12 protein-coding genes and 1 tRNA gene are annotated in these 13,444 nt (G+C 56.0%); 4 read left to right on the top strand and 9 right to left on the bottom strand.

Features of this window, described 5'->3' with window-relative positions; all coding sequences use genetic code 11:
• Positions 1-7: 7 nt before the first annotated feature.
• From B6S08_RS09400 to B6S08_RS09370, 7 genes are all read right to left on the bottom strand, one after another.
• Entirely contained in the window at positions 8-1,444 is a 1,437-nt protein-coding gene (locus tag B6S08_RS09400; RefSeq protein WP_094200446.1) for a carbon starvation CstA family protein, read from the bottom strand.
• A 140-nt stretch (positions 1,445-1,584) separates the two neighbouring features.
• Positions 1,585-2,295, bottom strand: a complete 711-nt coding sequence (btsR, locus tag B6S08_RS09395; protein WP_094200445.1) for a two-component system response regulator BtsR — start codon at positions 2,293-2,295, stop codon at positions 1,585-1,587.
• Entirely contained in the window at positions 2,292-3,968 is a 1,677-nt protein-coding gene (locus B6S08_RS09390; protein WP_094200444.1) for a sensor histidine kinase, read from the bottom strand. The genes btsR and B6S08_RS09390 overlap by 4 nt, the downstream gene beginning before the upstream one ends.
• A gap of 275 nt (positions 3,969-4,243) precedes the next feature.
• A complete protein-coding gene (locus B6S08_RS09385) occupies positions 4,244-4,576 on the bottom strand; it encodes a gamma-glutamylcyclotransferase family protein (RefSeq protein WP_094200443.1) in 333 nt (110 codons plus the stop codon).
• 242 nt (positions 4,577-4,818) lie between these two features.
• Positions 4,819-5,670, bottom strand: coding sequence for an NAD-dependent protein deacetylase (locus B6S08_RS09380; protein ID WP_245849837.1), 852 nt, complete (start codon positions 5,668-5,670; stop codon positions 4,819-4,821).
• A 111-nt stretch (positions 5,671-5,781) separates the two neighbouring features.
• Positions 5,782-6,669: a dihydrodipicolinate synthase family protein gene (locus B6S08_RS09375; protein ID WP_094200442.1), complete on the bottom strand. Its 888-nt coding sequence runs from the start codon at positions 6,667-6,669 to the stop codon at positions 5,782-5,784.
• Between the two features lie 196 nt (positions 6,670-6,865).
• Positions 6,866-7,765 (bottom strand): LysR family transcriptional regulator, encoded by a 900-nt coding sequence (locus B6S08_RS09370; protein ID WP_169716382.1) that lies wholly within the window; start codon positions 7,763-7,765, stop codon positions 6,866-6,868.
• A gap of 221 nt (positions 7,766-7,986) precedes the next feature.
• Here B6S08_RS09370 and B6S08_RS09365 point away from each other — a divergent pair, with 221 nt between their 5' ends.
• Genes B6S08_RS09365 through B6S08_RS09355 form a run of 3 tightly spaced genes read left to right on the top strand, consistent with a single transcriptional unit; the run spans position 7,987 to position 11,676 of the window.
• Positions 7,987-9,144 carry a M20 metallopeptidase family protein gene (locus B6S08_RS09365; protein WP_094200440.1) on the top strand — a complete coding sequence of 386 codons (1,158 nt, stop codon included), beginning with the start codon at positions 7,987-7,989 and terminating at the stop codon, positions 9,142-9,144.
• A 14-nt stretch (positions 9,145-9,158) separates the two neighbouring features.
• A complete protein-coding gene (locus B6S08_RS09360) occupies positions 9,159-10,556 on the top strand; it encodes a YfcC family protein (RefSeq protein WP_094200439.1) in 1,398 nt (465 codons plus the stop codon).
• Positions 10,557-10,569: 13 nt separating this feature from the next.
• Positions 10,570-11,676 carry a mandelate racemase/muconate lactonizing enzyme family protein gene (locus tag B6S08_RS09355; RefSeq protein ID WP_094200438.1) on the top strand — a complete coding sequence of 369 codons (1,107 nt, stop codon included), beginning with the start codon at positions 10,570-10,572 and terminating at the stop codon, positions 11,674-11,676.
• 73 nt (positions 11,677-11,749) lie between these two features.
• Here the strand turns inward: B6S08_RS09355 and B6S08_RS09350 are convergent, their stop codons facing one another.
• Positions 11,750-12,190 carry a hypothetical protein gene (locus B6S08_RS09350; protein WP_211284183.1) on the bottom strand — a complete coding sequence of 147 codons (441 nt, stop codon included), beginning with the start codon at positions 12,188-12,190 and terminating at the stop codon, positions 11,750-11,752.
• Positions 12,191-12,536: 346 nt separating this feature from the next.
• On the opposite strand from B6S08_RS09350, the gene B6S08_RS09340 reads away from it, so the two are divergent.
• The gene (locus tag B6S08_RS09340) at positions 12,537-13,082 is read left to right on the top strand and encodes a TetR/AcrR family transcriptional regulator (protein ID WP_094200435.1); all 546 of its coding nucleotides are present in this window, start codon (positions 12,537-12,539) and stop codon (positions 13,080-13,082) included.
• Positions 13,083-13,209: 127 nt separating this feature from the next.
• Here B6S08_RS09340 and B6S08_RS09335 read toward each other — a convergent pair.
• Positions 13,210-13,286, bottom strand: a tRNA-Ile gene (locus tag B6S08_RS09335).
• Between the last annotated feature and the right edge of the window lie 158 nt (positions 13,287-13,444).

Genomic DNA, 13,444 nt, shown 5'->3' with positions numbered 1-13,444 from the left:
ACCATTATCAGGCTTCGTCGGCCAGCATGCCCTCGTTACGACCCTTGATACGGGTGATGAGCAGGGCGGTGACCACCAGGGTAATCACCAGGCCGGCCACGGTAGACAGGGTCATTGGCAGACCCGCGCCCAGGGTGGCGGAGTTCAGCAGGAAGCTGATAACCACAGTGGTCATGAACATGGCCGGTACGGTGGCAATCCAGTGCAGCTTGTTGTGGCGCAACAGGTAGGCGGCGGCGGTCCACAGCATCATTACCGCGGTGGCCTGGTTGGCCACACCGAAGTAGCGCCAGATCACGCCGAAGTCCACCTGGGTCAGCACGGCACCCATTACAAACAGCGGAATGGCCAGCAGCAGACGCTTGGGCAGTCGGGTTTGCGGCATATTGAAATACTCGGCCAGGATCAGGCGGGCGGAGCGGAAGGCGGTATCGCCGGAGGTAATGGGCAGCACAATCACGCCCAGCACCGCCATAAATCCGCCCACAACACCCAGCAGGCCGGTAGAGGCTTCATACACCACATTGGCCGGGTTGCCGGCCATGCCGGTGTTCAGGCCGTCCACACCACCAAAGAACGACAGGGCAATGGCGCACCAGATAAGGGCGATAATGCCTTCGCCGATCATGGCACCGTAGAACACGAAGCGGCCATTGCTTTCATTTTCCACACAGCGGGCCATCAGCGGTGACTGGGTGGCGTGAAAGCCCGATACGGCGCCACAGGCGATGGTGATAAACAACGCCGGCCACAGCGGCATGTCGTTGGGGTTCAGGTTTTGCAGGAAGTCGCCGGCTTCAAAGCCCGGCAGCATGCTGTGCTCGCTGGAGACCACCAGCGCCAGGGTCAGGCCGACCGACATGAAGATCAGCAGGGCACCAAAGAAGGGGTACAGGCGGCCGATGATCTTGTCGACCGGCACTATGGTGGCCAGCAGGTAATATACGAAGATCACGCCGATAAACACCGACACGCTCACGCCGGTTATCTTGGCCAGCAGGCCGGCGGGGGCGGAGATAAACACCACGCCCACCAGCAGCAGCAGCACAATGGCGAACACGTTCATGAAGTTTTTGGCGCCCCGGCCCAGGTACTTGCCGGCCAGGTTGGGCACCGACTGCCCGCCGTTACGCACCGACAGCATGCCCGAGAAGTAGTCGTGCACGCCACCGGCAAAAATGCAGCCCAGCACAATCCACAACATGGCGGCGGGACCGTAGAGCGCCCCCAGGATGGGACCGAAAATGGGGCCCACGCCGGCAATGTTGAGCAGCTGGATCAAATACACCTTGCCCTTGGACATGGGCACATAGTCCACCCCGTCTCCCTGGGTAAACGCCGGCGTCTGTCTCTGGGTTTTGACGCCAAACACCTTTTCCACAAAGGTGCCATAAATGAAATAGCCGCCGAGCAGGAGCCCGACACAGAGCAGAAACCAGGTCATGACATCATCCCTCTTGTATCCGGTTTGTAAAAAGATTGTCAGTGTATGTAACCGGGGCGCCGGCGAAAGCGGCAAATGGGTAAGCGGTCGTAACCGTGGGGTGAGCGGTCGATAGCGAAAGTGAACGATCGCTCAGTTGGCTAGTGAAATCCCAGCAGCTGCTTCAGCGATTTGAGATAGCGCCGTGACACCGGCACGCGGGCGCCGGTGCGGGTAAGGATCTCGGCGCCGGCGGAGCGCATTTCAATTTCGGCTATGGCGCCGGGGGCGACCAGGTATTGCCGGTGGCAGCGCACCAGCGGGGTTTTTTCTTCTATGACCTTGAGGGTCATGTTGGTGTGCACCTGTTCGCCGGCGGTGGCCACGTGCACGCCGCCGATATCGCTGAACACGTATTCCACCTCTGGCACCGGCACCACCTTGAGGCGCTGGCCGCTGTAACAGGGCAGGTGTTCGAGCCGGGCGGGGGCCAGCGTTGCCACCGGCTGCGGCCGCAGATCCCGGCGTACTTTTTCCAGGGTTTGCTGCAGCCGCTGCTCGTTCACCGGTTTGAGCAGATAGTCAAAGGCGTGGCGCTCAAAGGCCTGCACCGCAAATTCGTCGTAGGCGGTGACGAACACCACCCTGGGCATGGTGTCGGGATCCAGCATGGCGAGCAGCTCCATGCCGGTGATGCGGGGCATCTGAATATCCAGAAACACCAGTTGCGGCCGAAGCTTGCCGATGGCCTGCATGGCTTCAATGGCATTGCCGCACTGGCCCACAATCTCGATATCGGGGGCATCGGCCAGCTGGGCCGCCAGCTCCTCCCGGGCAAAGGGCTCGTCGTCAACAATCAGGCAGGTGATCATGGTGAGGACTCCGTAATCGGCAGGCTAATGTCAACCCGGGTCTGTTCACCGGGCTCGCAGCTGACATTCAGGCCGTAGTCGGGCCCGAACAGGTTCTGAATGCGCTTGTGCACCAGGTTCATGCCCAGGCCGTCCGACTCTTTTGCGGGCCGATACAGCCCGGCGTTGTCGGTGACCTCCAGATGCAGGGTGGTGCCCTGACGGGTGGCGGTGACGCGAATATGACCGGTGTCCAGCAGGTGGGAGGTGCCGTGTTTGACCGCGTTTTCGATAATGGGCTGCAGGGTAAAGGCCGGCACTCGCAAACCGTGTAATGCCTCGGGAATATTCAGCTCCACTTGCAACTTGTCGACAAAGCGGGCCTTTTCAATGGTCAGGTAGGCATCAATGTGTTCCAGCTCGTCTCCCAGGGTGACCAGGCCGGTGGTGCGTTTGAGGTTGATGCGCAGAAACTGGCTGAGGTGCTGCAACAGCTGGCGTGCCTTGTTCGCATCTCGCCGAGTAATGGCGCCTATGGTGCCCAGGGCGTTGAACAGAAAATGCGGATTGACCTGGGCCTGCAACAACTTGAGTTCGGTTTGGGTGAGCAGGCTGCGTTGCTCCAGAAATCGGCCAAACAGGATCTGGCTGGACAGCAGCCGGGCAATGCCTTCTCCCAGGGTGCGGTTGATATTGAGAAACAGCTTGTTCTTGGGCTCATAGAGCTTGATGGCGCCCACCACCTCGTTGTCACTGCGCAGCGGAATCACCAGGCTGGAGCCGAGGCGGCAGTGGGGTGACATGGAGCAGGAGTAGGGCACATCCACGCCGTCGGCAAACATGACCTTGTTTTGCTGAATTGCATCCAGGGTCATTTGCGAAGAGATGGGGGCGCCGGGCAGATGGTGATCGGCGCCGATGCCGATAAAGGCCAGCAGTTTCTCCCTGTCGGTAATGGCCACGGCGCCGACCCGGGTTTCTTCTATCAGAATGCGCGCCACCTGGGCGCTGGTTTCTTCATTAAAGCCCTTGCTGAGCAGACCCACGCTGCGCTCGGCGATTTTCAGCGCCTTGGTGGAAAAGGCGGAGGACTGTTTGTCGAGCATGGCTTTCTGATCGCGCACCATGCTCATGAACAGGGCCGCGCCCACCGAGTTGACCAGCAGCATGGACGGTGCAATCTGCAGCACCAGTTCAAGGGCGTCATCAAAGGGCCGGGCCAGCAGCAGAATAATGGCCATCTGCATCAGCTCGGCAAACAGGGTAAGCAGGCATACCCGCAGCGGATTGAAGATCAGCTCGCTTCTGCCGGTGCGACGCAGGTAAAGGCTGACCAGGCCGGCGGAGAGGCCTTCCAGGGTGGTGGACACGGCGCAGGCCATATCGGTAAAGCCGCCCAGGCTGTAACGGTGCAGGCCCCCGGTCAGGCCCACCAGGGTACCGGTAACCGGGCCGCCCAGCAGGCCGCCCAGCACCGCACCCATGGCCCGAGTATTGGCAATGGCGCCATGGGTCTGCTCCCCAAAGTAGGTGGCCATGATGCAAAAGCCGGAAAAGACCAGATAAATAAAGACTTTATGGGGCAGCCGGGTCGAGGGTTCGGTCAGCAGCCTGAACAGGGGGGTCTTGCTGACCAGATAGACAATGACCAGGTACAGGGACATCTGCTGAATAAGCAGCAGCACGAGCGACATGGCGGCTCCTTGGGAGTGAAGGGCTGGCGCTGATTCTACAATAGTCTTGGGCTTAGACACACCGGGCTGGGCTGGAGCCTAATAGGGCGTATTCCTTATTGCTTGGGCTGTCTTGATGAAAATGTCACCCCATTAACCAAGGTGATGACTTGTTCGACCGGAGTGATGGCAATCATGGTGATCGCCATGTCTCTTTTTATCAGGACAATGCTAACCGCCAGGTGGCCCTGGTCGGCGATAACCGCAATCGCGGGGAGTTGTTCTTCAGAAAGCGGTCAGGCTTTGCTCAAGGTATAAACGTATGCTTCCACCGTGCTGCCATTCGTCAGCGTGACCTTGGTCAAGACCCGCTCGTAACCCTCACCTTCAAATTCATCCAGGGCGGCCCAGTGCTCGGACAAATTTTGCGAGCTAAAGACAAAGCCTTCAATCTTCTCGCCGTTGTCATCCAGGTCTATACCGGGGTAACCCATGGCAGCCCCCCAGCCTTCCTGGCGTAGCGTTCCCGTGATGGTGGCGGTTTCCCAGGAGCCGCCAATGGCGGTCAGCACATGCTCATTGGGCCTGCCCGGCCCCAGGGTGCCGTAAACGAACAGTCTTGTGGTCATTCATCCTCCTCATGGCAGCGAACCTTTTTCGCGCTGCGGGTATCTATATTGAGACCGTTCCCTTGTCGTACGTCGCATTCCTGGCTGAGGTGACGTGTTTGATAGTCACACTTACTTTTCATCGTGAGCGTCAGGTGCATGCCTGATCGCATGAGGTCACGTCCGAAAATTATACCGAATGGGCCAAGGGGAATGGCAAGCTCGTTGTCGTAATGGTTTGAACCGGCTTTTAGAAAGGCGAGTTATTGCGCATTCAGCCCGTGCAATGCCGCCTGCAGCAGCGGGGTGATGGACGCATTCAGCTTGAGGCTGAGCAGCGCATCGGCGCGGGTTTTACCCAGCGTGAGGGCTGCTATGGGCTTGTTCCATTCCTGCGCCTTGCGGCAGAAGCGAAAGCCGGAATAGACCATCAGCGACGAGCCGATCACCAGCAGACCGTCGGCAGCTTCAAGGGCGTCCAGGGCATTCACCACACGCTGTTTGGGCACATTGTCGCCAAAGAACACCACGTCGGGCTTGAGAATGCCGCCACAGCGGTGGCACTCGGGAATACGAAAACGGCTAAAGTCCACTTCCAGATCGGCATCGCCATCCGGCGCCGTGGCGGCGGTGTAATGGGTGAAGTCCGGATTCAGTTCGGCGCTGCGCCGGTGGGTGTCGTTCCGGCTGCAGCGGTAGTCGCAGCTCATGCACACCACTCGATCGGAGCGGCCGTGCAAGTCAACCACTCGGTGACTGCCGGCGCGCTGGTGCAGGCCGTCGACGTTCTGAGTGACCAGCAGGCTGACATGCCCCAGTTGCTCCAGTTGTGCCAGGGCATTGTGGGCCGGGTTGGGCAGGGCGTCGCGCATCACCGGCCAGCCCACCAGGCTGCGGCCCCAGTAGCGCTTGCGGGTGTGTTCGCAGCGCATAAAGTCCGGGTGCTGCACCGGCTGCTGACGCTTCCACTGGCCCTGTTGATCCCGGTAGTCGGGAATACCCGAATCGGTGCTGATGCCGGCACCGGTCAGCACCAGCAGGCGAGGGTATTGATGAATAAACTCAACCAGCTCGGCGTGGGCTTCGGTCATGGTGCGGGCTTCTCTGATCGGCATAGTGAACAGTATTCAATATATTGACGGAACAGGCCAAGGGGGAATGTCTTTCATTTAAACCTTACTGAAGGCCTGGCCCTTTTATGCTCGATGACCATGGGCAAAGGACAGTTACAACGCCAGCTTAGTCAGCAAGGAGGCCAGTGTCGTCCGCTCAGTGTTATTCAGTGCTTGAAGAGGAGCCGGCAAGCAAGGAGCGTTCACATACCCCAGCAATTCCGCTGCGGCAGCCGTGACTCGCGCGCTACCATGCTGGTTGTACATGGCCCAGAGCGGAGCCAGTTGCCTTGATAGCTGTTCGGCCAGTGCGGCATCACCCCGCTGCGCCGCCCTGGTCAGTGCAAGGGCGGCTTGGGGAAAGAGGCCTCCCAGCACCGAATACCAGATTTCACAGCCGGCGTTAAGGCCGGTCGCAGCCCAGGGATCTCCGCTGATGCCGATGGATACATGGGACGGTATCAGCTTACGCAGACGTGCCACTCGCTCCCTTGCGGCCTCTGGTTCGGCGGGAACACCGGGAATTTTGATGGAAGCGACGCCGGGCAAGCGTGCGATACGGCCATGCAGCTCGTCACTGAATTCAAAATGAGTGGTTCGGGGATTGTCATAGACACAGAGCGGCACCGACAGTTCGTGACTCACGCTGCTATACAGCTCGTACACTTCTTCACTGGTCAATGGCTGATAGGACACAGGTGCCAGCAACAATGCACTGGCACCGGCCAGCTGGGCATCTTCGGCAAGGCGCAGCACTTCTCGGGTGCTCGTCGCGCCTATGCCCACCATCACCGGTACCTGGCCGGCATGCTGTACCGCCAGTCGGGCGACTCTCGCCCGCTCGGCCCGGTTCAGATAGGCATAGCTGCCGGTGGAACCCAGGGCACCGATAGAGTCCACCTTTGCCTCGGCCAGGCGCTCAATCAGGCACACAAATGCCGCTTCGTCCGGTCCTTTCGCATTCATGGGGGTAAGGGGAAACGCGCTTAAACCACTAAACATGTTGTCTGGCTCCTGGGTGGTGGGCATAGCCTGATAGGGATATGGGGTTATATGGCTACCATTCTTCCTCGTTTTCTTCGATGTATTTTGGGGCTGTCCGCATGTTTGGGGACCACCGGCGCTGAAAGAGCCGTCGTTTTTAATATGGTTCGTTTCCGCTCCGGCCGATGGCTTGCCGTTCTTGTTGTTCCTTGCTCTAGGAAACTGGGCCCGCGATTGACTCACTTTTGGCAATGGCCAACAGTGTTTCAACTTCTTCGGATGTGCTTCCTTTACGCCATGCCAGCTTCAGTGATGAGTCAATATCGAGATCATCCAGTTGATAGGCAATCAGGTTGTCATCACCAGCAGCGAGTATGCCGGGCATGATGGCGTATCCCATTCCTGTCGCGACCAGGCTGCGAATGGTGATGTCATCGTGACATTCCTGAATAACATTGGGGGTGATCCCGGCATCGCGAAAATGCTGGTCTATACGGTCGTAGCTGCCCGGAGTAGAGGTCCGCTTGAAGCGGATAAAGGGCAGACCGTCGAGATCATGTAACGAGTTGGGAGGGGTTACCAGCAGGCCTGCATAACGGCTGCTGATCACGGCCATGGGATAGGTACTGATGGTAAATGTATCAAATAATGATTCATCCTCATCTTCCATAAATAATATACCGGCGTCTATGCGGCCTTCGAGAATGGCGGAGGTCTGAGGGCCAGACAGCATGGATTCAAGTGACAGCTTGATGTTCGGGTTCTGGGCGCGAAACCTGCTGATCAGTCCTGATATTCCGGGTATGTAGGGATGAATGGTGGTAATACCAATGGCGAGACTCTCGGTGTTTTCGTCTGCAATTTCCTTGGTCTGCATGATGATACTGTCGAACTCATCCACCAGCCGGCGTGCGCTTTCATACAGAAACTCCCCTGCCGCCGTTAAGGCGACACCTTTGTAGTTCCGGTCCAGTAACCTGGTGTTCAGGCTTTCTTCCAGCAGTCGTATCTGACGAGTCAGGGCCGGCTGGGCGATAGGGATTTTTTTGGCCGCAGAGGTGATAGAGCCTTCGTTAACGACCGACAAAAAGTACCTCAGTTTCTTTATATCCATAACGTGCTGCGACCTGCATGACATACCAGAAAGGCATGACTCTATAGAGAAGAAGTATTGTTCCACCTTTGATTCGTTGAATATGCTGAAAAACACTTTTTAGTGCAACTTCACGGACGCTGAGATCCCGTGGTTGTTTTCATCTTCTTATGCGCTGAATTTGTTAAAAAAATCAGTAGTTTGGGGAAATTTTGAAGACGGAAAATCGAGGGTTCTGGTTAATGAATAAGCAGGATATTGAGCGCATAATTGCTTTTCGACAAGAGTTGCACCGCTTTCCGGAGTTGTCTGGTGCCGAGCAGCAGACGGCAGAACGAATCGTCTGCATGTTACGTGCTATTGGCGTGGATGAAATCTACCAAAACATTGGTGGCCATGGTGTGGTCGGCGTTATCCATGGTTTGACCGCCGGTGCCAGTGTTGGTTTGAGAGCAGACATGGATGCGTTGCCGATCGCCGAGACGAATGTGACCGGACATGCTTCCGAGCATCAGGGAGTGATGCATGCATGCGGCCATGACGGTCATGCGGCGATGTTGATAGGGGCGGCGATGTCTCTGCTAAAGAACAGGCCGGCATCTGGCCGTGTTGTACTTATCTTCCAACCCGCCGAAGAATTGGGTACCGGGGCCCCTGCGATGCTTGAGGACGGCTTGCTGGCACGTTTCCCGGTTGATGCCATGTTTGGGTTGCATAACTGGCCCGGGGTGGAAGCGGGTCGTTTTGTGATACACGGTCGGCCTCATATGGCATCTAGCGATGACTTTGAAATCGAATTTCATGCAGAAGGTGGTCATGGCGCCATGCCTCACCTTTCGTCGGATCCGGTACTGGCTTCCGGGCTATTTGTAACGGCTCTGCAGCAGATAGTCAGCCGCAATATTAATCCTGAAGACATTGCGGTGGTCAGTGTCGGGAGCCTGCAAAGTGGCTTTGCCAGTAACGTGATCCCCACTTCTGCCAGTCTGAAGGGAACGGCCCGCAGTTTCAGGCCTGAGGTCAGACAGGACATTGAAAAACGGATTCACGATATTGCACAGGGAGTGGCGCTGGCAACAGGGTGCACTCAGACCATTGATTACCGGCGTTCAACGCCTCCGGTAGCAAATGATCCTGACCTGACGGTGCTGTCCCGCAGCGTGGTAGAGGAGCTATGGGGCGCTGAGGGGCTGGTTGAGCATCCCATTAGCATGGGAGCAGACGATATGGGGGCGTTTCTGGAAGAGGTGCCCGGTGTGTATGCATGGATTGGTAATGGAGCCGGCTGCCATGCCCCCCAGCTCCATCAGCCGGATTACGACTTTAACGACAGTATTCTGGAGAAGGGAAGCCGTTTTCTTTCCCATGTTGCCAGACGTTTTCTCGACAATAACCAGTAAGCCAGGGAGGCTATATGAGTCAGATGGACAGGACTGTTACGCTTGAGGCAACATCGCGTCGGCAATTTGCCTTTCCTCATATTTTTGTGGTCTTGTTTACCTTTATCTGTATTGCGGCTGCAATGACCTATCTGGTTGATGCGGGCAGCTATGAACGTGTTATTTCAGAGCAAGGTAAAACGGTGGTGGTGCCCGGCAGCTACTCCGTTATGGAAGGGCAGCAAGCTACACTGCTAACTCCCTTTATGGCTGTTTTCAGCGGAATGAAAGAAGGCAGTAGTATTATCTTCTTTATTTTTATCTCCGGTGGCGCATTCGGTGTTCTTAAGGCAACGGGGGTGCTGCAAAAACTGGTTAACAGCATTAGCCGCAGCCTCTCGGGTAATGATCTTATCCTTATTCCATTACTGATGCTGCTGTTTGCCATTGGCGGTGCAACATTTGGAATGGCGGAGGAAAGTATTGCCTTCATCATTATTCTTGCGCCAATAATGAAAATGCTGGGCTATAACGCCATGGTGGCCGCTGCCGTGCCGCTGGTTGGTGCCGGTGCCGGATTTTCTGCTGCATTCATGAACCCGTTTACGGTTGGTGTGGCTCAGGATATTGCGCAGCTACCCATGTTCTCCGGCCTTGGTTTGCGGGTTGCCTACTGGTTTGTATTTGTCGGGGTCAGTATCGCGTTTGTCACGTTATATGCAGCCAGGGTGAAGTCACCACCAGGCTCTGCGGCTGAGCTGAATAAAGAAATATCCGATCTCGCTCCGCTCGGCACCGCCGACCGTTTCATTCTGACGGCGTTTTCTGGCTCTATCCTGCTGATTGCATATGGCGTGATACGTCATGGCTGGTATATCGGTGAGATATCCGCTGTCTTCCTGATGATGGGCATGGCCGTTGGGATATTTGCCCGGATGAGCCCGAACGAAATCGCCGAGCATTTTGTGAACGGACTTAAGGAAATTGCCATGGGCGCCCTGGTGGTGGGGTTTGCCTTCGGTATTCTTATTGTACTTAAGGACGGCAATATACTGGATACCATTCTTTATCAGCTGGAGCAGGTGATTGGGAGCATGCCTCCTGTACTGACGGCTGTCGGTATGTTTCTTGTCCAGCTGGTGCTTAATTGCCTGGTGCCGTCCGGTAGCGGACAGGCTGCGCTGACCATGCCTTTGATGGTGCCACTCGCCGACCTGGTGGGAGTTACCCGGCAGACCGCGGTGCTTGCCTTTCAGCTGGGGGATGGCATTACCAATATCATCACACCGACTTCCGGTTACTTTATGGCGGGATTATCGGTAGCGGGAGTGTCTTGGGGGAAATGGATTCAATGGATTCTGCCACTTTTTCTGATACAGCTGGCGCTTGCGATCAGTATGGTTACCCTTGCTTACTATATTTCCTGGTCTTGAAGGACATATTTCTATGAAAATTAAACAAATCACTGTTTATGGTATTCGTCTGCCTCTCAAACAGCCATTCAAGATTGCTTACGATACCTATGAAGATATTGAAAGCATTCTGGTGAAGGTTGAGTCAAGCTCAGGACAAGTTGGCTGGGGAGAAGCCGTTGTTGACCAGCATGTGTCGGGTGAAACCTGGCAGTCGGCCCGGCAGATCATTGCCAGGGAGCTGGCTCCTCTGCTTATCGGAAAACCGGTAGACAGCATCGGTTATTTCCATCGTGTTGCTGAAACCCGAATACGTCATAACCCCTCAGCCAAAGCCGCACTGGATATTGCCTTGCATGACTTGCTGGCCAGGCAGTGTAACGTTCCGCTCTACACATTACTGGGCGGCCGTCACCATACCCGTATTGAGCTGCCTTGTGTGATCAGTATGCTGGATCCGGAAGAAATGGCGCGCCAGGCGCAGGATGCCTGCAAGCGAGGCTATAGCTCAATCAAGATAAAACTGGGTGATGCTCCGGAGCTGGATATTGAACGTATTGCGAAAGTGCGTGAGGCGATGAAGCCGAATGTGAAGCTGAGGGTGGACGCCAATCAGGGATGGAGCGCCAAACAGGCATTACAGGTGATCCGTCAGGCGGCTCCTTATCGGGTTGACTGGTTTGAGCAACCGGTCTCCATTGAAAATCTGGAAGCCCTGGCACGGATCACCGGCGCCACCGACGCATTGATCATGGCCGATGAGCCCATTCATGGCGTACGCGATATGCTCGAGGTGATCAGGCTGAATGCGGCGGATCTGGTGAATATCAAGCTGATGAAATCCGCAGGCCTGCATGCGGCCCGTACCATGGCCGAGCTTGGCCTGGCCGCAGACATTCCTTGTCAGATTGGCTCTATGGTGGAGTCGAGTGTGGCTACTCTGGCGGGAGCTCACCTGGCAATGGCGCATTGCAATATCGTGGCCAATGACATGGTTGGCCCGGCGATGATTTCAGATGATGTTGCCGTTATGCCAGGTAACGAAACACACATTGAGCTATCTGATAACCCGGGGCTGGGAGTCGAGGTTGACGATGCCAAGGTCCAGTCGCTCAGCGTGTTTGAAGACCGTATTGACTGATTGATGCAATAAGCACTGTAACGTGGGCTGGTTGTCTGACCTGCCCACGTTTATCGTTTATATGGCTTTGCAATTAGCTCAAACGATGCCAATGACTTCTTACTCCCAGAAAAATTGCCAGGCAGATCAGTGAACTGGCCAGCATAAATACCGGTCTTTCCGTGGCCTGTTGTAATAGCGGAAAGCGACCAGCTATCAGCAGGAATAACACACCGTAGACGGCGCGAAACAGGTAAACACCGGTAATGATGCAAAGCACCGGGCGTTGCCAGGGTAAACGGGCAATTAACCCCGATCCCGAGAAAGCATACATGGCGGCAGCGGCCAGGAGCGAGCTGATCATCAGGGTGAGTAATGCCGGATACCAGCTGCTCTGCTCGGCCAGTTTTGCCATTTGTTCGCCCGCGCCGAAAAAACGATACCAGTCCGGGCCACCGGCAATAACAGACAGATGTAACAGGGCGGCGAGCAGACTGGCCATTCCTCCTGCGTTTAACAATACCTTGCTCTTCATCGGCATGACTCTCTGCACTGCCCCTTGTGTCTTAAACGGACTTGGACTCTTTTTTCTGTCCGGGTTTCAGGCAGAGATGCAGAAAAGGCTTCACCCCATCCCGCCAGCCCAGAATCAGGAACAGTAATGCCAGCCCACCCGGGACCAGTATGACTTTTAACACGGGCCCGAGGATGTAGCTGTAAAAGAACAGAAATGGCAGAAACAGGACGTAGCCAAGTACACGAATACAGAGAGATTTCATCATTCTCACCTTAAAAATTGAGCGCGCTCATTAATATATTTTGAGCGCGCTCAATTTTCAACTAGAATCGTGCCATTCGCTAAAGGCAGGACGACAGGAAAGATGGACAAGAAGCAGAAAACCCGTGCACAGATCCTGGCAGCAGCCTGGCAGCTCTTTGCCGGCCAGGGGTATGCGCAGACCAGTACCCGGCAGATTGCCGTTGCCGCGAAGGTCGCGACAGGTACCGTGTTTGCGCACTTTCCCTCCAAACTGGACTTATTAAAAGCAGGTTTACAGAGCAAGCTGGATGAAACCCTGGCTTATGCAGGTGAAACCGATACGGAGCACAATCCCAAAGAAAGGCTGCAGCACTATGCGGCATACCTCTACCATTTTTACCTTGAGCAAGGAGAGTTCAGCCGCGAGCTGTTCAGGGAGCTTATCTGGCAGTGGCATGATCTGGAGGCCGAGCTGGAAGCCTTTAAATGTACCCTGTTTTCCCGCAGCCGTTACAACCGGGCTGCGGCCGACCTGTTGATGGACTGTTACTTCATGACGTTACTGAACGGCCTGCAGGGCCGGCAAAGCCGGGACGTCATGCTGAAAAATCTGCGTGATAAGCTGGCCCTGATCGATGATGGGCTGTTCCTGTGCGGGGGAGCATAGCGTTTCTGAGGGCGAGTGGTTGAATGCCGGAAAGCTGTTTAGTCAGGGAGCGCTCAGGAGCCAGAAGCATAGTGGCGGCACAAAAAAGCCAGCGCATTGATGCTACTGGCTTTTTGCTGTGTCTGTATGGTGGCCCCTCCCAGACTTGAACTGGGGACCTAACGATTATGAGTCGTGTGCTCTAACCAACTGAGCTAAGGGGCCAAAAGTGCGCTGATTATAGGGGAACGGGTGGGGGCCTGTCCAGCCGGTGTGAAAGCTTAGGCGCTTGATTTTTAAGCGGTTGGAGGGGTAGGCATGCTGATATTAGAGAGGTGGGCAAAGGGAGCTGCTTCACCGTACCCGCTGCGGCAGGGATGCCG

It is taken from the genome of Oceanimonas doudoroffii (assembly GCF_002242685.1).
GTDB classification, from domain to species: Bacteria; Pseudomonadota; Gammaproteobacteria; order Enterobacterales; family Aeromonadaceae; genus Oceanimonas; species Oceanimonas doudoroffii.
This window is presented reverse-complemented; position numbering and strand designations above follow the sequence as displayed.